22 protein-coding genes and 1 pseudogene are annotated in these 22,110 nt (G+C 72.2%); 11 read left to right on the top strand and 12 right to left on the bottom strand.

Annotation, left to right across the window (positions count from 1 at the left end):
- Nucleotides 1–2: 2 nt before the first annotated feature.
- From AB0M93_RS28645 to AB0M93_RS28630, 4 genes are all read right to left on the bottom strand, one after another.
- A complete protein-coding gene (locus AB0M93_RS28645) occupies nucleotides 3–1,028 on the bottom strand; it encodes an LLM class flavin-dependent oxidoreductase (protein ID WP_364278443.1) in 1,026 nt (341 codons plus the stop codon).
- A complete protein-coding gene (locus tag AB0M93_RS28640) occupies nucleotides 1,025–1,516 on the bottom strand; it encodes an SRPBCC family protein (RefSeq protein WP_364278875.1) in 492 nt (163 codons plus the stop codon). Before AB0M93_RS28640 ends, AB0M93_RS28645 begins: the two co-directional genes overlap by 4 nt.
- 68 nt (nucleotides 1,517–1,584) lie before the next feature.
- Nucleotides 1,585–2,088, bottom strand: a complete 504-nt coding sequence (locus AB0M93_RS28635) for a helix-turn-helix domain-containing protein (RefSeq protein WP_364278440.1) — start codon at nucleotides 2,086–2,088, stop codon at nucleotides 1,585–1,587.
- Nucleotides 2,089–2,127: 39 nt separating this feature from the next.
- Nucleotides 2,128–2,517, bottom strand: coding sequence for a cupin domain-containing protein (locus tag AB0M93_RS28630; protein ID WP_364278437.1), 390 nt, complete (start codon nucleotides 2,515–2,517; stop codon nucleotides 2,128–2,130).
- Nucleotides 2,518–2,560: 43 nt separating this feature from the next.
- Here AB0M93_RS28630 and AB0M93_RS28625 point away from each other — a divergent pair, with 43 nt between their 5' ends.
- Nucleotides 2,561–3,526 (top strand): helix-turn-helix domain-containing protein, encoded by a 966-nt coding sequence (locus AB0M93_RS28625; RefSeq protein ID WP_364278434.1) that lies wholly within the window; start codon nucleotides 2,561–2,563, stop codon nucleotides 3,524–3,526.
- On the opposite strand, the gene AB0M93_RS28620 is transcribed toward AB0M93_RS28625, so the two are convergent.
- Together AB0M93_RS28620 and AB0M93_RS28615 are read right to left on the bottom strand one after the other, a co-directional pair.
- Nucleotides 3,483–8,702, bottom strand: coding sequence for an NACHT domain-containing protein (locus AB0M93_RS28620; RefSeq protein WP_364278432.1), 5,220 nt, complete (start codon nucleotides 8,700–8,702; stop codon nucleotides 3,483–3,485). The genes AB0M93_RS28625 and AB0M93_RS28620 overlap by 44 nt on opposite strands.
- A gap of 36 nt (nucleotides 8,703–8,738) precedes the next feature.
- Entirely contained in the window at nucleotides 8,739–9,332 is a 594-nt protein-coding gene (locus tag AB0M93_RS28615) for a TetR/AcrR family transcriptional regulator (RefSeq protein ID WP_364278430.1), read from the bottom strand.
- Nucleotides 9,333–9,401: 69 nt separating this feature from the next.
- Between AB0M93_RS28615 and AB0M93_RS28610 the strand changes: the two genes are divergently transcribed.
- Nucleotides 9,402–9,866 (top strand): GNAT family N-acetyltransferase, encoded by a 465-nt coding sequence (locus tag AB0M93_RS28610; protein ID WP_364278427.1) that lies wholly within the window; start codon nucleotides 9,402–9,404, stop codon nucleotides 9,864–9,866.
- Between the two features lie 7 nt (nucleotides 9,867–9,873).
- On the opposite strand, the gene AB0M93_RS28605 is transcribed toward AB0M93_RS28610, so the two are convergent.
- A complete protein-coding gene (locus AB0M93_RS28605; RefSeq protein ID WP_364278425.1) occupies nucleotides 9,874–11,025 on the bottom strand; it encodes a hypothetical protein in 1,152 nt (383 codons plus the stop codon).
- A gap of 215 nt (nucleotides 11,026–11,240) precedes the next feature.
- Between AB0M93_RS28605 and AB0M93_RS28600 the strand changes: the two genes are divergently transcribed.
- The 4 genes from AB0M93_RS28600 to AB0M93_RS28585 all read left to right on the top strand — a co-directional run bounded on the left by AB0M93_RS28600 (nucleotide 11,241) and on the right by AB0M93_RS28585 (nucleotide 15,313).
- Nucleotides 11,241–12,137, top strand: a complete 897-nt coding sequence (locus AB0M93_RS28600; RefSeq protein WP_364278422.1) for a hypothetical protein — start codon at nucleotides 11,241–11,243, stop codon at nucleotides 12,135–12,137.
- A gap of 239 nt (nucleotides 12,138–12,376) precedes the next feature.
- Nucleotides 12,377–12,712, top strand: a complete 336-nt coding sequence (locus tag AB0M93_RS28595; protein ID WP_364278419.1) for a hypothetical protein — start codon at nucleotides 12,377–12,379, stop codon at nucleotides 12,710–12,712.
- Between the two features lie 179 nt (nucleotides 12,713–12,891).
- Nucleotides 12,892–14,382 carry an alpha/beta hydrolase gene (locus AB0M93_RS28590; protein ID WP_364278416.1) on the top strand — a complete coding sequence of 497 codons (1,491 nt, stop codon included), beginning with the start codon at nucleotides 12,892–12,894 and terminating at the stop codon, nucleotides 14,380–14,382.
- 73 nt (nucleotides 14,383–14,455) lie between these two features.
- A complete protein-coding gene (locus AB0M93_RS28585; RefSeq protein ID WP_364278413.1) occupies nucleotides 14,456–15,313 on the top strand; it encodes a GDSL-type esterase/lipase family protein in 858 nt (285 codons plus the stop codon).
- 10 nt (nucleotides 15,314–15,323) lie between these two features.
- Here AB0M93_RS28585 and AB0M93_RS28580 read toward each other — a convergent pair whose 3' ends face one another.
- Entirely contained in the window at nucleotides 15,324–15,506 is a 183-nt protein-coding gene (locus tag AB0M93_RS28580) for a hypothetical protein (protein ID WP_364278411.1), read from the bottom strand.
- A gap of 158 nt (nucleotides 15,507–15,664) precedes the next feature.
- Between AB0M93_RS28580 and AB0M93_RS28575 the strand changes: the two are divergent.
- Nucleotides 15,665–16,105 (top strand): annotated as a pseudogene (locus tag AB0M93_RS28575) (GNAT family N-acetyltransferase).
- A 4-nt stretch (nucleotides 16,106–16,109) separates the two neighbouring features.
- On the opposite strand, the gene AB0M93_RS28570 reads toward AB0M93_RS28575, so the two are convergent.
- Both AB0M93_RS28570 and AB0M93_RS28565 read right to left on the bottom strand, forming a co-directional pair.
- On the bottom strand, nucleotides 16,110–16,772 hold the full coding sequence (locus tag AB0M93_RS28570) for a hypothetical protein (protein WP_364278408.1): 663 nt from the start codon (nucleotides 16,770–16,772) through the stop codon (nucleotides 16,110–16,112).
- 100 nt (nucleotides 16,773–16,872) lie between these two features.
- Complete coding sequence (locus AB0M93_RS28565) at nucleotides 16,873–17,568, bottom strand: SDR family oxidoreductase (RefSeq protein ID WP_364278406.1); 696 nt, start codon at nucleotides 17,566–17,568, stop codon at nucleotides 16,873–16,875.
- Nucleotides 17,569–17,671: 103 nt separating this feature from the next.
- On the opposite strand from AB0M93_RS28565, the gene AB0M93_RS28560 reads away from it, so the two are divergent.
- The 3 genes from AB0M93_RS28560 (at nucleotide 17,672) to AB0M93_RS28550 (ending at nucleotide 20,205) form a co-directional block, all read left to right on the top strand.
- Nucleotides 17,672–18,586: a LysR family transcriptional regulator gene (locus AB0M93_RS28560; RefSeq protein WP_364278404.1), complete on the top strand. Its 915-nt coding sequence runs from the start codon at nucleotides 17,672–17,674 to the stop codon at nucleotides 18,584–18,586.
- Between the two features lie 195 nt (nucleotides 18,587–18,781).
- Nucleotides 18,782–19,948: a lytic murein transglycosylase gene (locus tag AB0M93_RS28555; protein WP_364278401.1), complete on the top strand. Its 1,167-nt coding sequence runs from the start codon at nucleotides 18,782–18,784 to the stop codon at nucleotides 19,946–19,948.
- Nucleotides 19,949–19,953: 5 nt separating this feature from the next.
- Nucleotides 19,954–20,205, top strand: coding sequence for a hypothetical protein (locus AB0M93_RS28550; protein ID WP_364278398.1), 252 nt, complete (start codon nucleotides 19,954–19,956; stop codon nucleotides 20,203–20,205).
- Between the two features lie 7 nt (nucleotides 20,206–20,212).
- Here the strand turns inward: AB0M93_RS28550 and AB0M93_RS28545 are convergent, their stop codons facing one another.
- Nucleotides 20,213–20,983: a TetR/AcrR family transcriptional regulator C-terminal domain-containing protein gene (locus AB0M93_RS28545; protein WP_364278395.1), complete on the bottom strand. Its 771-nt coding sequence runs from the start codon at nucleotides 20,981–20,983 to the stop codon at nucleotides 20,213–20,215.
- A gap of 59 nt (nucleotides 20,984–21,042) precedes the next feature.
- Between AB0M93_RS28545 and AB0M93_RS28540 the strand changes: the two genes are divergently transcribed.
- Nucleotides 21,043–21,456, top strand: a complete 414-nt coding sequence (locus AB0M93_RS28540; RefSeq protein WP_364278392.1) for a DUF1992 domain-containing protein — start codon at nucleotides 21,043–21,045, stop codon at nucleotides 21,454–21,456.
- Here the strand turns inward: AB0M93_RS28540 and yidC are convergent.
- Entirely contained in the window at nucleotides 21,439–22,083 is a 645-nt protein-coding gene (yidC, locus tag AB0M93_RS28535; RefSeq protein WP_364278389.1) for a membrane protein insertase YidC, read from the bottom strand. The two genes, AB0M93_RS28540 and yidC, sit on opposite strands and share 18 nt — an antisense overlap.
- Nucleotides 22,084–22,110 lie beyond the last annotated feature (27 nt).

The raw sequence follows: 22,110 nt of genomic DNA, 5'->3' as shown, positions 1-22,110 counted from the left end.
CTTCACAGCAGGTCGAGGGCGCGGCCCAAGGTCGTGAGCCGCGCTTCGAGCGTTTCGCCGGCCGGGTACAGCCGGACCGTGTCGATGCCGGTGTCGCGCCAGACGCGCAGGCGGTCACGCACCATCTCTTCGGTGCCGATCAGCGTCGTGCCGAGCACCATTTCGTCGGTGACGAGCGCGGCGGCGCCGTCGCGGTCCCCGCCCTGCCAGCGTTCGCGGACCTCGGCGGCGACGTCGGCCCAGCCCTGGCGGCTGTAGGCGTTGTTGTAGAAGTTCGTGGTGGCCGAGCCCATCCCGCCGAGGCTGAACGCCAGCTCCTTCTTGCGGCTGCCGACCAGGGTGCGCAGTTCGTCTTCGTTGTCCGCGAAGGCGACTTCGGCTCCCTGGCAGACGTCGATGTCCTCGCGCTTGCGGCCCGCCTTCGCGAGTCCCGCGTCGAGGTGCGCGAAGTACGCGTCGGCGCCTTCGGGGACGAAGCTGGTGCCCAGCCAGCCGTCCGCGACTTCGCCGGTGAGCTCCAGCAGCTTCGGCGAGAGTGTGGCGAGGTAGATCGGGATGTCCGGGTTCGGGGCGGTGGACAGCCGCATCGGACGCGCTTCGCCCGGCAGCGGGATCTCGAACGCCCGGCCCGAGAAGGCGATCTTCTCCCCCGCGAACGCCTGGCGGATGATCTCGACGGTTTCGCGCATCCGCGTCAGCGGCTTCGCGAACGGGACGCCGTGCAGCCCCTCGATGACCTGCGGCCCGGACGGCCCGAGCCCGAGCGCGAACCGGCCGCCGGACAGGTCGGCGAGGGTGAGCGCGGCCTGCGCGATCGCGACCGGCGTGCGCGTGCCGAGCTGGATGATGCCGGAGCCGAGCCGGATCCGGCCGGTGCGGGCGGCGAGGTAGCCGAGCGCGGACGGCGCGTCCGAGCCCCACGCCTCGGCCACCCAGCAGACGTCGAGGCCGAGCTTTTCCGCCTCCAGCACGAAGTCGAGCGTCGTGCGGGTGTCCGTGGAGAACTCGACGGTGGTCGCGGTCTTCATCGGCTTTCGATCCGGGCCTTGATCGCGGCGAGGTTGTGCTCCATCGCCGTCTCGAACTCCCGCATGCGGACGAAGACGATCTTCTGTTCCTTCTCCGGCATCCGGTCGATGGCGAACGACAGCCCCGACCGGCCGGGCCCCATCCGCATCCACTGGCTCAGGCGGGTGCCGCCGTCGTCCGGCGCGAGGGTGAACTTCCAGACGGCGCTGGGCTCCTCGGGGTCCTGCACGGCCCACGCGAACACCCGTGGCGCTTCGCACTCCACGACGTAGGAGGTGGTCTCCCACTCGCCGAACGCGTCGTGCTTGCTGCGGCCGAGGAACTTGCGGCCCACTTCGCACCACTCGACGGACTGGAGTTCCGCGCTCAGCTCGGGCATCAGCGAGATGTCCGAAACGACCGGCCAGACGTCCTCGGGCGCGGCGTGGATCCAGGTCGACACCTCGGCCGTCGGCAGGTCGGCGTATCGCGCGCCGGTCCACTCCATCGTGGTCACACCCCTCTCTGAGAGCGCCTGACCACGATAGTTGCGTAGATAGACCTACGCTGTCAACGTCACTCCTGCCGGGCGAAGCGCTCCTCGACGTCCGGGCGCTGCGCCAGCCGGGGCGGGAAGCCGGGGCCGCGGCGCATCCGCGTGTCGTCCGGCGTCATCGGCTCCCGGCACTGCGCGCAGACGATTTCGGCGTGCGTGTCGTGCCCGCAGGCGAGGTGGTGCACGGTGATCGGCGGGCCGGCCTCGGTCGCGAGCCACTTGTCGCCCCAGCGGGTCATCGCGAGCAGCACGGGGTAGAAGTCGCGGCCCTTCTCGGTGAGCACGTAGTCGTGGCGCACCGGCTCGGTCTGGTAGGGCACCTTTTCGAGGAGCCCCTCGTCGACCAGCCGCTTCAGCCGGTCGGCGAGGGTGTTGCGCGCGATGCCGAGCGCCTGCTGGAACTCGTCGAAGCGGCGCACGCCGTAGAAGGCGTCCCGCAGCACCAGCGGGGTCCACCAGTCACCGAGCAGATCCATGGTGCGCGCGATCGAGCACGGCCACTGCGCGAACGATGTCCGTTTCATGCGCCGAGCGTACGCCGTTCCGGAGAAGGACTCAGCAGGTCAGACCAGGTGGCCCGTCGTGACGTCGACGTGGGCGGGGACCTCGTCGTGCTCGTCGCCGACGCTCAGCGTCCCGGCCGGCTCGACCAGCAGCACGCTCGCGCCCGCCTTCGACGACGGCTTGTGGAAGGTGCCCTTGGGGACCACGAAGACCTGCCCGCGGCCGAGCGTGACGACGCGTTCGCCGGGGTCCCGCAGGCCGATCTCGATCTCGCCGTCCAGGACGAGGAAGAACTCGTCGGTGTGTTCGTGGACGTGCCAGACGTGCTCGCCGTCGAACCGGGCGAGCCGGATGTCGTAGTCGTTGACGCGGGTGACGATGCGCGGGCTCCAGGCGGCGTCGAAGCTCGCCAGGACTTCGTTCAGGTCGATCGGGTTCATGCGTCCCATCCTCGACCTGGTGTTTTGCGGACGCGAGTGCTAGGAATCGCACATGCCGCAAGAATTCTCGCACCGGGTGGTCGCGATCGTCACCGAGCAGTCGAACCCGTTCGAGATGGGCGTGGCGACCGAGCTGTTCGGCTTGCGCCGTCCCGAGCTGGACCGCCCGTGGTACGACTTCACGCTCTGCGCGGCGACGCCTTCGGTCGGGATGAACCTGGGCATGTTCACGCTGTCCGACGTTCCCGGCCTCGAGGCGGCGGACACGGCGGACACCCTGATCGTCCCGGCCCGCCCGGACACGAACGTCCCGACGCACCCGGCGATCATCGAGGCGATCCGCCGTGCAGCCGACCGCGGCGCCCGCCTGGTCAGCTTCTGCACGGGAGCACTGGCCCTGGCAGAGGCGGGCGTCCTCGACGGCCGCCGCGCAACAACCCACTGGCAATGGGCAGCTTCGCTGGCGGCCCGGTTCCCGCGGGTGCACTGGGAGCCGGACGTGCTGTTCATCGACGAGGGCGATGTCCTGACGGCGGCTGGCAGTGCGGCTTCCCTGGACCTGGGCTTGCACATCATCCACCGCGACCACGGAGCCGAGGTGGTCAACGCGGTGAGCCGCCGCTTGGTGTTCACCGGCCACCGCGACGGCGGCCAGCGGCAGTTCATCGCGCGCCCGGTTCCGGCGGTCCCCGAGACGTCGTTGGCGCCGGTCCTGGCGTGGGCGTTGGAGCGACTGGACACGCCGCTGACGGTGACGGACTTGGCGACCCGCGCGTCGACGAGCCCGGCGACGTTGCACCGGAAGTTCCGCGCGGAGCTGGGGACGACACCGTTGGCGTGGCTGACGACGGAGCGGGTGACGCTGGCGTGCCGCTTGATCGAGCGAGGCGAGCTGCGGCTGGACCGGGTGGCAGCGTTGAGCGGCTTCGGGACGGCGGCGAACCTGCGGCTGCAGTTACGGCGTCACACGGGACTCAGTCCGAGCGCTTATCGCCGCCGGTTCGGGCCGGCTGCGTGAGGCGGGTTATCACTTCGCGGGCTTCGGCGCGGCAGAGGTCACTGGCCTGGGCGAGCAGTCGGGCGGCAGAAACGCGGATGTGGGTGGGGGCGTGGTCGTCGTGCGCAATTTCGCGGGCGACGATGGCGGCGGCTTCGCGGTGACTGCGGTGCAGGCGAGCGGCGGCCCACGCGGCACGGCAGCGGGCCACTGGGCCGAGGGTCCGGTCGCGGGCCATGTCGAGCAGGCCGAGGGCGGCTTCTTCGGGGCGGAAGTCGCCGATCGCCCGCCAGACCAGGACTCTGCCGTGCGGGTTCGGCTCGGTCAGGAAGCCGCGCAGTACTTGGAGGACCTCACTTCGCAAGTCCGGTCGGTGCATACCCAGCCGGGCGGCCGACTCGCGGCGCGCGGCGGACTGGAGCGTTCCGTCGTTCATGAGCGACTCCAGCGCGGCCGTCCCGAGTTCGTGCCCTCGCGTTCCCAGCTCGGCGAGATCGTCGGCGGCCCACCAGCGCAGCCTCGGGGGGCAGTCCGGGCCGACGGCCATCGCGTGGAGGAGCCCGGCCGCGGCGGCACGGTCTTCCCGGCTGTAGCCGGACAGCGTGAGCGCCGCGGTCCGGCGCAGCGCGGGCGGCTGCCGCTGGTCGTCGCGGACCGCTCGGAGGTCGTCCAGCCGCCGCAGTTCGGACAGGATGCGCAGCCGGAGCGGACTGGCGAGGCGTTCGTCGTCCAACAGGTCCTCCAGGTGCTTCCGGCACGGCCGGGGCAGCTCGGAGACGAGGGCGATCAGAAGCGAGCCGGCCTCGGCCCGCTCGCGGCTGGGCCGCTCGGCATCCGCCAGCACCGCCCGGGCGTCGGCGACCACCCGCCGGTGCCGGCGAGGATCCAGTGCGGCCAGTTCGCGTCGCGCGCGACCGACGGCGATCCGGCCTCGTGCCACCTTCTCGAGTTCTTCGGCTGCTTTCAGTTCCCACGACGGCGAGAGCTTTCCCAGGGCCACCGCCGCATCGATCCGGTTCGCCGGCAGCGATTCCGGGCCGGCCAGCCGGTCGAGCAGTGCTCGTTCGGCGGCCGCGGCCAGTGGTCCTTCCTTCCACCGAGTCACCTCGGCCGACCAGGTCGCGGGCCGGGCCAGGCGATCCGACACCAGCGCGCGTCCGATGGATCGGCGGTCGTCGCCGTCGAGTTCGTTGAGCACCCGCGCACGGACCTTGCCGGAAACCGTCGCCGGGTCGTGGGCCAACGCCAGCAGCAACCGGGTCAGCTGACCGTCGTCGCGGAAATCGCTCAACAGCCATTGCGCCGTACCCCGTTCTTCCGGCGTCAGTCCCGGATCCCCGAGGAACCGCACCAAAGTCCGGCGAGCGTACTGTCCTTCCGATCGGTCGACGGACGCAAGCATGTAAGCGGCGTAGCTGCGCTCCTCGACCGGCAGCCGCTCGTCCTCCATCGTCGCGCGAAGCCGGGCGACGGAGGCGGGTGCGGTGCGCGGATCCGCGGTGGCCAGCCGCTTCATCGCGATGTCCCGCCAGCCGAGGTACAGGAATGTGTCTTCCGTCTGCGAACGCAGTTCGGTGACGACCTCCGGCGCAAGAGCCTGCTGCACCTCCGCGGCGAGAACAGCCGCTTGCTGCCGGCACCGGAAGCCGGTGTCGCGATCGGACATCAAGGCCCGCAGGTCTTCCCCGGGATCCACGCCCAGCAGCACGACGAGGCGGACGCGATCGGCCCAATCGGATTCGTCCACTTCGGCCCGGAGCCCGAGGACGATCCCGGTGGCGTCCGAAAGCGGCACCGCACCGTTTCTCGCCAGCAGGATCACCGCTTGGCACCGCGACAGCGCGTCGGCCGTGCAGTCGATGGCGATCTTGCGCAGCACCGAAAGCACGTCTTCGTCATCGATCGCGTCCAGGGCGTCCATCGCCTCCGCGGCCGCGCAGGCCCGGCCGGGACGGCTTGCCGGGCAGAGCACCACAGCCCGCAGCGCGTCGGCGATCAGGCGCCGCGGTCCGGCGCCGAGCCGGCTGGCCGACCGGCTCACGGGAGCGAGCTCACCGTCCGGGACGACCTCGTCCCGGATCAGCTCGGCGACACCCCGTGCGGCCGTGAGGTGGTAGCGGTGATGCCTCCACGTCAGCAGCGAAGTCGCGTCGGACCGGTGGCGAGCACTGAGCGCACGGTCGGCCATCGTCCGTTCGAGCACGCCGGCGAGCTCGTCGGGATCGGTGACTTCCCAACGGTAGACGGGAAAACCGTCGCCCTGCCCGAGCAACCCGATGAGCGCGGCGGAAGCCTGCTGGTCCAGTTCCGGCTCCAGCCGTCTGACCTGCCGCCAAGCCTCGGCCCGGATCTTCGGGGGGAACGAGGGAGCCGTGAGCCGGATCATCTGCCGGAGCACTTCGGGATGCAGCTCCGGGCCGAGGTAGGCGAGTTCGGCCGCCGCCCGGCACCGCAGCTCCACGGTCGACTCCGGGCTGTTCATCGCCGAACGCAGCTGCGCCACGGCCTGCGCTTTGTGGGGTTCGCCCGTCGTGGCGAGAGACCCGAGAGCGCTCATGGCGAGGGCGTCGGTTCCCAGCGGGTGGCCGGCCGCGTCGAGGAGCACCTGCGCGGCATCCGGCCAGTGGTCCGGACCCAGGCCGGCCAGTTTGGTCCCCGCCGTGAGCCGGTAGCCCGCACCCGCGGCCGGATCGCCCAGCACCGAGCGGACGATTTCCACGACGGGCCCGTGGAAATCGGGCCCGCAGTCGGCGAGCACCGACGCGACGTAGGCCCGGTCGACGGTGCCCCCGGCCGGCCCGGTCGCGAACTCGACGATGAGAGCGCCTGCCCTGGTCCGGTACTGCGGACCCAGCCGGGTCAGCATGCGAGCGCTCTGCAGCCGGTCGGAGTAGTGCAGCCGGGGGTCCGCGAACCGGTGTTCGAGGGCCTGAACGGTTTCCCGGAGGTATTCCGGCCCCAGCGACGCGAGGGCGACCGCGGCCTCCTCGACTCCCTCGACCGACCACGAACGACGGCCCAGCACGCCTCGAAACACCGTCGCACAACGTTCGTGGAGCCGGACGTCGATCTCCAGGAGGCTCACCGCGGCCGCGACGAGGTCCTCGTCCGGCGCGGCGGGATCGTCCAGCAACCCGGTCAGCGCGCCGATCGCGTGCGCGCGAGGCCCGGCGCCCAGCCCGGCGAGGACGACCGCGGCGTCACCGCGCTGCGACGCCGTGACGGACGGGCTGTCCAGCACGGAGATCAGCCCGGACGCCGCTGCCTCGCGCTCGCCGTCACCGCCCTGCGAGAGTGCGTCGGCGGCGTCGAGCCGGGGCTGCACGCCGATGCCAGCATCCCCCACGATCGTCCGGAGCGTCCCCACGGCCTCCGCCCGCGCCTCGTTGTGGAGCCGCGTGCCCAACGCCACCGCTGCTTCGACCCGCGACGACCACGGCATCCCGGCGTCCCGCATGAGCTCCTGCAACCAGCCGACCAGGCCCGGGTGGTGTGCGGCCCGGCTGACCTCGGCGAGGATTTCGCCACCGGGGTACTGCGTGGTCGCGGCCCAGGCACGCGCGGTCGCGAGGAAGGCGGTCACGATTTCCGCGCCCGCCGGCACGTGCCACGCCAGCAACCGCGCGGCCAGCAGGTGCTGCTGCGGCCCGCCCTCGTGGAGGTGCCGGATCAGCCGATCCGCCTCCACCGGGTGCAACCGCGTGTAATGCAGCAACACCCGCCGCGCGTACCGGCCCCGCTCCTCCGGTTCGGCCGTGTGCAGCAGCTCCACGAACTCCGGGTGCGGCGGAGCGAAGGCCTCCGGCAGGAACCGAGCTTTCGCCGTGGCCGCCAGGTGTTCCGCGAAACTGTGGTGCAGGAATCCGAGATCACCCGCCCGGAAGAGGAACGGCCCCACCGCGGCCAGGTACCCGACGAGCTGCTCCCGCCAAAGAGCCTCCGGCCCGAGGCCGGGCAGCCGCTCGCCTACCCACCGGCAAGCGGCGGTGCTCAACGACGTGTCCTCCTCGAGCCGGACCCGGCCGAGGTACTCCAGCAGCTCCCCACCGCATGTGTCGAATGGTCCTGGAGGCAGCGAATGTCCCGACCGCAGATACTCCAGGTACGTCTCGTAAAGCTCGTACTGATTATCCGGCAACGGCCGATCGGCATATCGCTCGAAGATGATCGCCGCGATCGTCGCCAGCAGCGGTACCCGGACCAGCTCGTCCAAATGTGCGTCCCGGATCTGACGCACGAACCGCTGCGCGTCCCCCGCGCTCTCCGAAAACCAGTGCTCGGCGAACAGCCGGAAAGCCTCCTCGTCGAACGGCAGCAGCTCGTACCGCGCCGCACCGATGCGCTGAAACGGCGCGAGCGTCGCCCCCTCGATCGGGCGTGTTGTGAGCACCACCCGGTACGCCGGGTCCGCTGCCCACGTCGCCAGGACCGTCACCAGGCGGTCCCGGACCACCGTGTCCGCTACCTCGTCCAGGCCGTCCACCAGCAGCAACCAGCGGCAGCCCGCCACCCGCCCTGTCAGGTCCTCCGGCCGCAACGGGTGGGCCAGCATCGCGCCGTACTCGGCGCGGATCGTCTCGGCCAGCGCCTCGAAGAACGGCAGCTCCAGCCGCGTTGCCAGCTCGCGGGCCGTCAAGCGCAACGGCACCACCGGCTCGCTCAACGGCGGAGATGCGCCCGCGACCTGCCAGCAGTCCGCCGCCTCGGCCGCCAGACGCAGGGACAACGTCGATTTCCCCTGGCCCGGTCCGCCCGTCACCAGCAGGTGCTCGCCGCCGTCGAGGGCCTCGCGCATGCTCCGGGACGGGGGCCGCACCGTCAGCCTTGCCGCCGGTGGGTGGGGGACGTCGATCAGCCTGCCCTTGCTGTCGAGCACCGGGAGGGGCCGCGCCCCATCGGACGGCTGGAGGTCCGTTCCCGTCGTCACGTCCTGGCGGACGTAGACCGTCGCCAGCGACGGCCTGCGGGCGCCGCGCAGGCGGTACGGCAGCTTCTCCGCGCTCCGGATCTGGGCCCACAGCAGGGAAACGATCTTCGGCGGCAGTTCGGGGAGCGACGACCAGTCCGTGGGCGGCTCAACGAAAACCGGCTCGGCAGGGGGCGCGATGCCGACGTACATGTCGCCGTGGAGCGCGCCGACCTGGACCGCCGATCCGGCCACGTCTCCGGTGATGCGGTTGGCCGGTTGCTCCGTCACGCACTCTCCTCCCGCCGGACCGGCAATCCTAGCGGCTCACCGCGCACATTCGGAGATGACGGACAGCGCCGCCCGCAACGCCGCCTGCTGCAGGTCGGCCGGGTACGTCTGCGGGTCGGCCGCGGCCAGTACGTTCAGGCCCTCCACCAACGCCACCAGGCTCTTCGTCGTCCGCTCGAGGTCCTCGCCCGTCCACTTCGGACAGCAGGCCGCCACCAGGCGGTGGACGCGGGCCAGGAACGAGCGGTTCGCCGCGCGGTGGCGGCCGGCCAGGTCGTCGTCGGCCAGGGCCGCCGCCAGGAAGCCGACCCACACTCGGGACTCGTCGTGGTGGCCGTGTGGGAGGTCGATGGCCTGGCCGAGCACCGCCGCGAGCGCCCCGAACGCGTCGGTGCTCGCCGCTTCGGCCGCGTCTGCGCGGACGGCCGTGCGTTCGTAGAGCAGGTCGCGGGCGTGCAGCAGCAGCGCCTTCTTCGTCGGGAACGCGTGCATGACCAGCCCGGTGGTGCAGCCGGCGCGCTCGGCCACCGCGCGCAGCGTCAACCCCGGCAGGCCGTGCTCCGCCAGCACCTGCCAGGTCGCGTTCGACAGCAGGTCGCGCTGGGCCTCGACGTCACGCTGCTTCGGCATCGCACCTCCTTTCCGGGAAGCGTAACAGCTGCTACGGTAACGGCCGTTACGGAAAGGGAGTGTGGCCTGATGCTCGACTGCACGCTGACGATCACCCCGGTGACCTGGGACGATCCCGACGCCGTCCGGCTGCGCGAAGCCCAGCGGACCGAGCTCGACGCCCGCTACGGCACCGACGACCACGAGCCCGGCGCGGTCCCGACCGCCGACACCGTCGCCGTGTTCCTCGTGGCCCGTGACGCCGGCGGCACCGCCGTGGGCTGCGGCGGCCTGCGGCTGCTCGGCCCCGGGTCGGGCGAGGTCAAGCGCATGTACGTCGAACCGCCGGCGCGTGGCACCGGCGTCGCGGCCGCGCTGCTGCGTGCGCTCGAAGACCACGCCCGGGAGCTCGGCATCGGGCGGCTGCTTCTGGAGACCGGCACCGGCCAGCCGGACGCGATCCGCTTCTACCAGCGCGAAGGCTACGAGCCGATCGAGGCCTACGGGCCTTATCGCGGCGAACCGCTCTCCCGCTGCTTCGCCCGCGACTTGTGAGCCGGCGTCACAGGAGCTTGTAGCGGCTGCCCCGGCAGGGCTTTTCCTGCGGGTTCTTGTGAGCGTGAAGCCTGCCGGTTTTGTTGACCGTCACCCTCTTGCCGCAGTCCTCGCAGATCGCCTCGGCCTTCGCCGCCTTTTTGATGGCCGGCGCCGGGCCGCCGCCCTTGAAGACCGGGGCCGCCGGCTTCTTCGTGAGAACCGCGGGTGCGTTGGTCCCGGTCAGCCACGAGTCCAGCGTGCCCGGCCGCACCGGCGCGGCAGGCACGACCGGCTGTTGAACAGGACCAGCGGGCACCACCGGCTGCTGAACAGGACCGGCAGGCACCACCGGCTGCTGAACAGGACCGGCGAGCACCGGCGGCACGTTCACCGGCACAGGCGGGCGCACCACATCCCGCGCGGCAACAACCTGCCGCCGCCAATCGGCATCGATGTTCGTCGCCGCTTCCATGGCTTTTTTCTCCCCGCCGTGCCGCTCCCACTCGCTGACCGACAGCACCACACTCACGATCGACGACCGCGCTTGACTGACGGCGGCCACCGCATCCGGTGTGGCTGCTTGCCGCCGCAGGGCGTAGAGCTCGGCAAGCAGGATGACTCTGGTGCGCCACAGCGCGTTGGGTATGAACGCCTGCCACCGGGTCGCGCTGTGCGGCGGGGCGGTCCACTGCACGACGACGCCTTCGTGCAGCCGCTCGTACAGCCAATTGGAGCAGGGACCGCACGGCTCCAGTTCGGTGTAAACCCGGACGATCCGCTTCGCCTCGTCGTCCCGCGGGTGGTATTCGAGCCGGGCCCCACCCGCCTGCGCCTGCCGGACGGCGATGCGCTCGGCGTGCACCTCGGGGTCCCGGGTACCACTGCTCCACACCGGCGTTTCCGCTTTCGCCTCCTGCGATCCCTGCTCCGCCACGTACGCGACGGCCAAGTTCTTCTCCGACAATGCATCGTCACCGCCGTGCCGCGTCTGCTCGGCGACGTCGTCGGCAGGCACGTTCTGCGAGCGGTAGCGCTGGATGGGGAGCATCCCGGTGACCGCCCGGTTGCCCGCGGCGCGCTGCAGCCTCAGGACGGCGGCGGGCATCGCGGCGATCGACGTATCCGGTGCCGGTCCCGCCTCGCGCTCCGGACGGCTCGGCTGCATCCGCTTTCGCACGCACTCAGCGTGACAGCACTATCGCAGCCGGTCGAGACGCGCGGCGGGCACACCCGCCTGCACCCGTCGCCGCCCGAAAGGGCAGCCATCGGATTTCCGATGCCGCCGCCAAACCAAATTATTGGCCGCGGCGTGCGCACCGGGCCTACGGTCGAAGGCACGGCGATCTGGGGTTCTTTTCGCCGTTCCCTGTCCCGAACCGAACCGGAGTTCCCTTGCGTATCAAGCAGATCGGCGTCGCGCTGGCCGCGGCCGCCGTCTTCGCCCTGCCGGCCGTGCCCGCCCAGGCGGCGCCGAGGATCGTCCCGCTCGACCTCGCCGCCGGGCAGCAGCCGGAGAACATCGCCCTGGAGCCCGACGGCTCCGCCGACCTCACTTTCGCCTACACCGGCGAAATCGGGCGGGTCACCCCCGGCGGCCGGGTGAGCGTCATCGGCCGGATCCCGGTGCCCGCCGACGGCGACGTGCCGGTCGTGCACAAGAAGCTGTTCCTCGGCGGGATCGTGCGCGCGCCCGGCGGCGACCTGTACGTCGCCGTTTCGACCGGCACCGCGGCGACCGGCGTCTACCGCGTGCGGCCCGGCAGCCCGCCGGTGCAGGTGGCCGCGCTGCCGCCGGCCGGCTTCCAGAACGGCGTCGCCCGCGATCCCGCCAGCGGTGACCTCTTCGTCGCCGACTCGTTCGGCTCGGCCGTCCGGCGCGTCTCCCCGCGCACCGGGCAGGTCACCGACTGGGCCACCGGCGAACTGCTCGCCCCGGTGAGCGGGTTCGGCGCGAACGGCGTCAAGGTCCACGACGGCGCGGTGTGGGTGTCCAATCTGGATCGCGGCACGCTGGTCCGGCTCCCGCTCACCGGCGCACCCGGCCGGGTCGCCGCGTCCGGGCTCGGGCCGGTCGACGACTTCGCGTTCCACGGCGAGACCGTCGTGGCGGCCGTCAACCAGGAAAACCGGGTCATCACGGTCGGCCGCGACGGCACGCGGACGATCCTGTCCACTTCGGATGGTCTGGCCAACCCGACGTCGGTCGCCGTCCGCGGTGACACGCTGTACGTCGCCGACAGCGCGTACTTCGGCGGATCGCCCAACCTGCTGCGCACCCGCCTGCGGTGATCGGCACGTGCATCCGCACACCGGTTGTGCACGCGCTTTCCGGCGTTACCGGAGAACGGTTGCTGTGAACCGAAACCACCGGTAGGTTGGCAAAACCCCGGTGCTCAGCCATCGGTCACCGGGGTTCGCGCTGCTCGGCGGGAGCGGGGAGGCCCCCGCCGGGGAAGCGCTTTCCGGCGGTCAGGGGTCGCCGCCGGGAGGCAGGAGGGAAGAGTGCCTTGGTGTCCCGGGGAACGGTCATGGCCGACCGTGTGACCGAGCCGTACCTGGTCGGGCTGGAAGCCATCGCGGGTGAGCTGTTGCGCGGCAAGTGGTGCGTCTACCTGCACGAATGGCTCGGCGACGACGACGATCTCCCCAGCTGGCAGGCCCGGGTGGCCGAGCACGCCGAACGCGCCGGCGTAGAGGTGTGCTTCGTCGAGATCCCGCGCAAGGACATGACGCTGGTGGCCAACGTGCGCGCGCTGCCGAGTTTCGAGCAGGTGACCGAATCTGTGGCGGCGCTGGAGCACTACCGCGGCCTGGCCGCGGGACGCGGGTGGCGGGGCGCGGCGGTCCGCCGGTCGGCCGGGTGACACCCGCCGGCCGCGGCGCTGTCTCGCTCACCGGGACACCCCGGCGGCGCGATGGCCCAGCCCGGCACGCCCGTCCACAGTGGACGAGAGAGCCCCCTTCACCTGGGAAGCTGGCGCACTCACCGGATCGGTGATTTATTGGAGCCGATCGTGCACTCTCGGTGAGGGGAAGGGCTGGCATGTCGGGGGTCGGCAAACGATGGGTGACGGCCGCGGCCGCCACGGCGGTACTGGGCAGCCTGCTGACGGCCACTCCGGCGTCGGCCGCGGGCAGCATCGACTGGCAGCCCTGCGCCGATGCGCCCGGCGTCGACTGCGGCACGGTGACCGTGCCGATCGACTGGGCCCACCCGGACCGGGGCACCACGACCATCGCGCTCGCCCGGCGCAAGGCCACCGATCCGCAGGCCCGGATCGGTTCGGTCCTGATGGACCCGGGCGGCCCCGGCGGCGCGGGCGCCGGCGAGGTCAAGTCCGGCTGGTCGCTCTCGGCCGAGATCACGAAACGCTTCGACACCGTCGGGTTCGACCCGCGCGGCGTCGGCGACAGCACGCAGATCAGGTGCGGGCTCGCCGAGCTGATCGCCGACCACCCGCAGGTACCGCGCAACCAGGCCGAATTCGAGCAGCTCGCGCAGTACAACCGCAAGCTCGGCGAGAGCTGCGACCGGATCACCGGGCCGCTGGCGCAGTTCGGCGACACGAAGAGCGTCGCGCGGGACATGGACGCCATCCGCGCCGCCCTCGGCGAAGCGAAGCTGACCTACTACGGCGTCTCCTACGGCACGCTGATGGGCCAGCAGTACGCGGAGCTGTTCCCGGACAAGGTCCGCGCGCTCGTGCTGGACAGCAACATGGACCATTCGCAGTTCACGGCGTGGGAGTTCCTCCAGAGCGAGACCCAGTCGGTGCAGGCGGAGTTCCGCGAGTTCGCCGCCTGGTGCGACCGGACGGCGAGCTGCGCGCTGCACGGCCGGGACGTCTCCGAGCTGACGCGTGACCTGCAGAACAAGGCCGCGCGCGGCGAACTGAAGGACGAGGGCGGCGAAGTGGTCACCCCGCTCGCTCTCGCGTCGATCATCCGGGGCAACTTCTACGGCCCGGACTGGGACAGGCTCGCGACGGCGCTCAAGTCCCTGGCGGACGGCACGGCAGCCGCCTCGGCGAAGCTGCGCGACGACATCGGGGTCAACGTCGTCTTCCAGAGCGTGTTCTGCGACGACTGGCGCCTGCCCGTGCACGGTTTCGCCGAGCTCGAGACCTACCGCCGGGCGGCCGCGGCCTTCGCGCCGGACGTCAAGGTGAACCCGCTGGGCTGGGCGGCGATCACCGGCTGCATCGGCTGGCCGGAGCCCGCGAGCAACCCGCAGCACCCGCTGCGGGTGCACGGCGCGCCGCCGCTGCTGATGCTGAGCAGCCGCTACGACCCGGCGACGCCGTACGCGTGGTCGCAGGCCGCCGCCCGGCAGAGCGGCAGCACGCTGCTCACCTACGACGGCTGGGGCCACGGCGCGTACTTCAAGAACAGCCCGTGCGTGACCAAGGCGACCGACGACTACCTGATCACCGGCACGCTCCCGGCCCGGGGCACGCACTGCGCCGCGGTCGAGCCGGGTTCGGCGCAGGCCCGGCTCGCCGGGCCGAAACCGCCGTCGGCGATCGGCTTCTGACGCTTCCGTCGCGTGGCCGGAACAGGGCAGAATCGGTTCCGGCCACGCAAGGGTGCGCGGAAGGGAGCCGGTCATGGCGTTCGGGAGCAGGATTTTCCGCCGGTCCTTCGCCGCCGCGGCGGCCGTTCTCGCGCTGACATCGCTGACGACGGCGCCCGCGGAAGCGACCGGCTACCACGGCCGGTACCTGGCGCTCGGCGATTCCGTCGCGTTCGGTTACCGGCCCGGCGCCGTCACCCCGCCCTCGGACTACCTCAACCCGGCCAACTTCCGCGGCTACGCGGAGAAGTACGCGGCCCTTCGCGGGCTCCGGCTCGCCAACGCGTCCTGCCCCGGTGAGACGACGGCGAGCATGCTGACGGCCGGCGCGCAGAGCAACGGCTGCGAGAACTCCCTCGGCTCCCCGGCCGGCTACCGGACGGCCTTTCCGCTGCACGTCGCCTATCCCGGCACCCAGATCGACTACGCCGTGGCGTTCCTGCGTGCCCACCGGGACACCCGGCTGGTGACGCTGACCATCGGCGCCAACGACCTGTTCCTCTGCCGGGACACCACCCCGGACCACTGCACGAGTTCCCTCCCCGCCGCGCTCGACCGGCTGGGCCGCAACCTCGCGGCGATCCTCGGTGCCGTGCGGGCGAACTACCACGGCGACCTGGTGCTCGTGTCCTACTACTCGCTCGACTACCGGGACGCGGCGCAGGTCAGGCAGGTGAAGGCGCTCGACGCGCTGTTGAGCCAGGTGACCCGGCGCTACCACGGCGCGGTGGCCGACGGCTTCACCGCGTTCCGGCTGGCTTCGCTGCGGTCCGGCGGCGATCCCTGCGCGGCCGGGCTGCTGATCGCGCTGCCCGGCGGCGGCTGTGACGTCCACCCGACCGCGGCCGGGCACCGGGTGCTGGCCGCGGCGCTCGCGGTGGCGGCTCGCTGAACCCGGCCGGCTACCGCGGCTTGCGCCGCCACAGGCCGGTCACGGCGGCCAGCGCGCGGGCGCCGGGCGAGGGCGCCCGGACGACGGGCTCCGGGCCGATCCGGCGGCGCATGCGGTAGGCGAGTTCGAGCACTTCGAGGTCTTCGGGGCGGCGCCGGCCGTGGACGTCCGGCCGCAGCATCAGCTCCCCCACCGTGACGGGTCTGCCACTGGCACGGTGCGCCGTGCGCGCCATCAGGAACCTCCGCTGCATTTCGCCGACCGGGCCCCGATTCTATGAATTCGTTTCGGGTTCGTCACCTTACTGACGAGTTGTGTCCGGCGCGTGTCCCCTCGCGTTAGCCTCGCGCCATGATCACCATCGGGGGCCTCACCGCCGAAGACCGCCCGGCCTGGGAAAACCTGTTCGCCGGCTACAACAGGTTCTACGGCCGGACGCTCGCGCCGGAGCTGATGGACCGAGCCTGGCGCGAACTGGCGAGCGGCGAGCGGATGCACGCCCTCGGCGCGCGGCTCGACGGCGAACTCGTCGGCATCGTCCACTTCCTGACGCACGCCAGCACGACCTCGGCCGACGTCTGCTACCTGCAGGATCTCTTCACCGACGAGAAAGCGCGCGGCCGCGGCGCGGGCCGCGCGCTGATCGAAGCCGTCGCCGGCTGGGCGCGGGCGCAGGGGTGAGTCCGCGTCTACTGGCACACGCAGACGTCGAACACGACCGCCCGGCGGCTCTACGACCAGGTCGCGCTCGACAAGGGGTTCATGCAGTACCAGATCCCGCTCGGCAGCTGAGGTTCTAGCGGCGGTGCCGGCCGCCGCCGCAGCCGTGGTAGCCGCCGCCCGGGAAACCCGCGGGACGGCGGCCGCCCGTCATCATCGCCTGCCAGTCCGGGGTGCCGGGACGGCCGCGCGACCAGAGCGGGACGTCCGGGATTTCGTGGCGCACCGGAGCCGCCTGCGGCGGCAGCTTCGGTTTCGGCGTTTCCTTCACCTTGTCCACGATCTTGACCGCGCGCGCCAGCCTTCCGCGGTGCGCGGCCGGCACCACCGCGGAATTCGACTCCGGCTCGGGCGCCGGAGCCACGTTCCCGCCTGGTTCGACCACCGGCGCCACGGATTTCGGAGCGGGCTTGGCCGGCGGCACGACGACGTCCGCCGGCAGGGGAACCAGGGCCACCGCCGGGGGTTCCAGGCCGACGGGCGGCCAGGCCGCGCCTGCCGCGTGCTCCGGCGGCATCGACACCGCCGCGCTGACCCCGCCGGTCAGCGCCAGCGCCCCGGCGACCACGGAGAACACCCGCAACCGCGTCACCGATCGCAGGACCTGCGGTTTTTCCCGGTGACGCGCCCGCGGGAGGACGAGGGTGTCCTCGTCGCGGTAGCCGTCACGCGGTGCGCCCGACCGGCCCAGCAGCTCGGCGACGGTCACCCGCTCGGGACGTGGAGTCCTCCGTGCCATCAAACCCTCCACCTGGGCCGTCCGGACGGGCGGCAACGCGTCCGGACGGCCGATCATAGGAATCGCCTCCCTTCGTGTAAAGGCTTGTTCACCCACGGTTTCAAGCGAGCCGGCCGCCACCGTCCACATGCAGCACCGAACCCGTGACGAACGGGTTCGCCAGCAGCTGCAGCGCGGCCGCCGAGATGTCCGCGGGCCGGCCCACCCGGCGGGCGGGGTTCGTTTCGGCGGTCCGGCGGAAGAACTCGTCCTTCGCCTCGCCGAGCCGGTCCCACGCGCCCGAGTCGACGATGCCCGGCGAGATCGCGTTGACCCGGACCGGGGTGAGCTCCACCGCAAGCGCTTCCGCGAGGAACGCGACCGCGCCGTTCGTCGTCGCCATGACCGTCCGCCCGGGCACCGGGCGCCACGCGGCGACGCCGGAGAACAGCAGCATGGCGCCGCCCTCCCGGAACCGCGGCGCGAAGTGCTTGGCCAGCAGCAACGGCCCGACCACCTTGGCGTCGAAGGCCCGCGTGACGGCGTCCCGGTCCAGAGTCGCGACCGGCCCGTTCGCCGGCGCGGCCGCCAGCGTGACCAGGAAGTCGATTTCCCCGAGCTGTTCGGCAAGCGCTTTCAGCGACGATTCTTCCCCCAGATCTGCGAATGCGGCCCGGACACCGGGCTCGGCCGGCTGCGCCGGATTCCGGGCCGCCCAGGTGACGTCGGCTCCGGCCGCGTGCGCGTCCGCCACTATCCGCCGGGCGATCCCCGAACCCCCGCCCACGACGACCAGGCGCTTTCCCTCGAACGACATTTCCGTGCTCCTTTCGTCTCGCACACCGGGTTCAGCGCCGGCCGGGCGGCGAACAATCCCGTCGTGATCCGAAGGTTTTCGATGACTGCGATAGAATCGGCGAATGCCTACGCTGCGCGCGCTCGAGTGCCTGGTGGCGGTGGCCGACGCCGGGTCGATCACCGAGGCGGCCGCGCGGCTGCACCTGTCCCAGCCCGCGCTGTCGCACCAGATCGGGGCGCTCGAACGGGAACTGGGAACGCCGGTGCTGGAACGGCTGCCGCGCGGGGTCCGCCCGACCGCCGCGGGGCGGGCGGTGCTCGCGGACGCGCGGGCGGCGCTGGCCGCCGCCGAACGGGTCGTCCGGACCGGCCGCGCGGTGGCCGGCGGCGGCGAAGGCACCCTCCGGATCGCGTGCGCGGAGAGCATGACCGCCGGGCTGCTGGCCCCGGTGCTGCGCGCCTGGCACCGCCACCGCCCGGCGGTGCTGATCACGCTGACCGAGACCACCAGCGCGGACGCGCTGGTCCAGGCCCTGGAGTCGGGCGAATCGGACGTCGCCGCCGGGCCGCGGCCGAGCCACTGGACCGGGCCGGCCGAGCTGGTGGGGCGCGAGGAGATCGTCGTGGCGCTGGCCGCGGACCACCCGCTCGCCGCCCGGGCGGCGGTCCCGATGACCGCCCTCGCGGGCATCCCGGTGGTGCACTACCACCCCGACAATGGTCTCGGCGGCTGGCTCGACCAGGAGGCGGCGCGACGGGGGACGGCGCTGGAGGCGGTGATGCGGACGAAGCAGGCGGCGACGGCGGCCCAGCTGGCCGCGGCCGGGCTCGGCGTGGCGCTGGTCCCGACCACCGCGCTCACGCGGACCTTCGCGGGCGCGCTGCGGCGGCTGAAGCCCGCGCTGCACCGGGACGTCGTGACGTTCACCGCGACCCCGTCGGACCCGCTCGTCCGGCGGTTTTCTGCGGACGTGCGGCACCGCGGGCTCACCGTCCCCGGTGTCCTGCTCGACAAACTGTCCGGAGAGGCACGTTAAGTTTCGGTGAATCTGACAGATTCCCTCCTAACGTTTTGTGCCATCCGGACGAACTTCTTCGTGAGGACCGGTTTTTGCTGCGCCATTCGCCAAAGTTCGGTTCGATCGGATAGCTTGCTCCTACCGGTCAGTACCGGTGGGTGAGGCCGATCGGGTGAGGCGATCAGCGACAGATCGAGGGAAGCGGGGACGACCATGCCCAAGCACCGGCCACGTCGCAGGAGCACGAGCTCGGTCCGCCGGACCGCCGCCGCGCTCGCGGGTGGGGCGCTCGTCGTGCTGCCCACCCTGACCACCGGCCTGCCCGCGCCGGTCGTGGTCGCCGACGCCGGCAACGGCGGTGTCCTCCCGGACCGGGCCGCCCCTGCGCAGCAGCCGAACATCGTGATGCCGCCGATCGCCGTCGACGGCAGCCTGCCCCAGCCCCCGCTGCCCGAGCCCCTGGTCGTGCCGGGCGGGCGCGCCGGGTCCGCGGGTATCTCCGGGTCGCTCGGCATCCCGGCGAGCATGCTCAAGGCGTACCAGAACGCCGCGGAGATCCTGGCCAAGGAGCAGCCGAACTGCCACCTCGACTGGGCGCTGATCGCGAGCATCGGCCGGATCGAGTCGAACCACGCGCGCGGCGGGTACGTCAACGCGGCGGGCGACACGCTCGAACCGATCCTCGGCCCGGTGCTCAACGGCGCCGGCGCGTTCGCCGCGATCCCGGACACCGACGGCGGCAAGTACGACGGCGACACCCAGTGGGACCGCGCGGTCGGCCCGACGCAGTTCATCCCCTCGACGTGGCGCGGGTACGCCTCGGACGGCAACGGCGACGGCGTGTCCAACCCGAACAACATCTACGACGAGGCCCTGGCCACCGCGCGCTACCTGTGCTCGGGCGGGCTGGACCTCTCGACGGACGCGGGACAGCGGATCGCCGTGCGCCGCTACAACAACTCGCAGTCCTATGTGGACACTGTGATGGCGTGGGCCGCGGCCTACCGCGGCGGGGTGGCCAAGCTGCCCGACAGCCAGGTGCCGATCGGCGCGCCGGACGCCCCGGACGCGGCCGCGGCCGGCGCCCCGGTCGGCGTCCCGGCCCCGCCGGCCCCGCCGGTCGTCGCCCAGCCGCCGGGTTCGCTGCCGGCCACGACGACGACACCGTCTTCCCCGGCCTCGAGCTCCACCCCGACGTCCACCACGCCCACGTCGACGACGCCGACGACCTCGGCCTCCTCGACCCCGCCATCGACGCCGACCACGCCCCCGTCGACGACCAGCACCACCCCGACGACGTCGACCACCCCGGCGGCCAACACCCCGGCCGACTCGGCGGGCACCCCGACCGGGACGACCTCGACCAGCGCGCCGGGGTGAGCCGGGTGGAACCGTTCCTGGTGCACATCCGCTGCGACACCGACGGCTACACGCACGCGATCACCGAGGACGAGTTCGCGACGGGCCGTCACGAGGGACGGTTCCGCGCGGTCTGCGGGCACGTGGTGCTGGCGGCCCCGATGATCGAGGAGCCCGGCCGCTTCGACCCGGAGTGCCGGGAGGCGCTGCGCGGCGAAGCGGCGCTGGAGGTGCCGAGGCAGGAACGGCGCCGGTCGCGGTGGCGCAGCCGGCGGTAGCCCGGCGCTAGTCCACCAGCGCCTGGATCCCGTCGAGCATCCGGTTCAGCCCGAACTCGTACGCCGTGTCCCCCTGCGCCTTCGCCCCCTGGTCGAAGCCGCCGCCGAGCCAGATGCGGTTCATCGCCGGGTGGGCGTCCACCACGAAGTAGTTCTCCCAGAACACCGACCGCTGGTGCCACCACGCCTCGGTCGACTGGCCGGTGCTGCGCTCCAGCCGGGTGTTCTCCGCGTCGAGCGCCGCGTTCGCGTCGATGTAGGTGCCGATTCCGTTGGCCGCCGCCACCGCCTGGCGGGGCGGCAAGCCCAGCGCGTCCACGATCGACAGCAGGTACTCCTGGCCCGCCAGCTGACCGGGCCCGAGCGGTGGCCGGACGCGCGAGACCTCGCACAGCCACGGGTGCTCCCGGTACACCTGCCGGGTCCGCTCCGCGTAGAGCGCCACCTGCTCGCGCCAGTCGCCGGGGCGCGGCTCGCCCGGCCCGGGCAGCCGCCGCCCGACGAGCACGTCGTCGACCATCAGGTCCACCAGCTCGGCCTTGCCCGGCACGTACGTGTACAGCGTCATGGTGCCCGCGCCCAGCTCCTTCGCGACGCGGTGCATCGACGCGGCGGCGAGCCCGTCGGCGTCCGCGACCGCGATCGCCGCGGCGACGATCCGCTCGATCGTCAGCGTCGGGCGGCGGCCCCTGGTCGGTTCGCCGGTGCCGCCGCGGCTGCGCCACAGCAGCGCGAGCGTCCGGTCGATGTCCTCGCCACCACTGCGTTCGACGGTCATGCGGTCCCCTCGCTGTCCGTCGGAGATTACCCTGGACGGGGACGGAGGGGGTGTCACCGATGACCGCACGCAAGCCGCCCAAGGTGTCCTTCCGCTGGTGGGTCGACCGGCAGATCGACGAAGCCCGGGAGCGCGGCGAGTTCGACGACCTGCCCGGCACCGGGCAGCCGCTGCCGAAGCCCACCGGCAACGACGCGGCGACCGACTGGGTGCTCCGCGAAGTCCGCCGGGGCGGGCACGACGTGAAGGCGCTGCTGCCGCCGGCCCTCGCGCTCAAACGCGAAGTCCAGGACCTGCCGGCGCGGCTCGCCGCGGAGCGGACCGAGCGGCAGGTGCGGGAGCTCGTCGAGGACCTCAACACCCGGATCCGCCAGGCCTACCTGAACCACCATTCCGGCCCGCCGCTCACGGTGGCGCTGGTGGACGTCGAAGAGGCGGTCGAGGACTGGCGGCGCTCACGAGCCGCGTCGTAGCAGCGCCCGCTCCGCCGCGCTCCACGCGGTGGTGGTGAGCAGGTAGATCCCGGCGGCCTGCGGCACGACCAGCGTCGCCAGCACGGTGCCGTAGGGCAGCAGCCGCAGCAGCTTCCCGCCCGGGACGCCGTCCGCGGCGGGCTGCCGGCGCACCGAGAACCACGCCACGGCGGCGAGCCCGGCCGCGATCACGAACACGAGCGGGCTGCCGGCCAGGCCGTGCGCGCCCAGCGGCGTCCCGAGCAGGGTCGCGCCGAGCAGCGAGTTGGGCTCGCCGCCGATCGAGGCCGTGGTGAACAGCCGGTACATGACCGTGAAGAACGGCAGCTGCAGCAGCATCGGCAGGCAGCCGACGAACAGCGACGTCCCGGACTCCTGCTGCAGCTTCGTCATGTCCGCGGCCAGCCGCTCCCGGTCACGGCCGTGCTTCTCCTGCAGCGCCCGGATCTCCGGCAGCAGGGCGGCCCGGGCACGTTCGCCGCGCGCGGCCGAGCGGGCGAGCGGGTGCAGCAGCAGCCGCACGCCGAGGGTGAAGACGACGATCGCCAAGGCCGGCGACAGCGGGCCGGTGAGCCAGTGGATCAGGTGGTACGCGCCTTCGACGGGCACGTCGAGAAAGCCGAACATGGGCAGCACTCCGCATGAGTGGAAGGA

Source organism: Amycolatopsis sp. NPDC051102 (genome assembly GCF_040682815.1).
Taxonomy (GTDB): Bacteria; Actinomycetota; Actinomycetes; order Mycobacteriales; family Pseudonocardiaceae; genus Amycolatopsis.
This window is presented reverse-complemented; position numbering and strand designations above follow the sequence as displayed.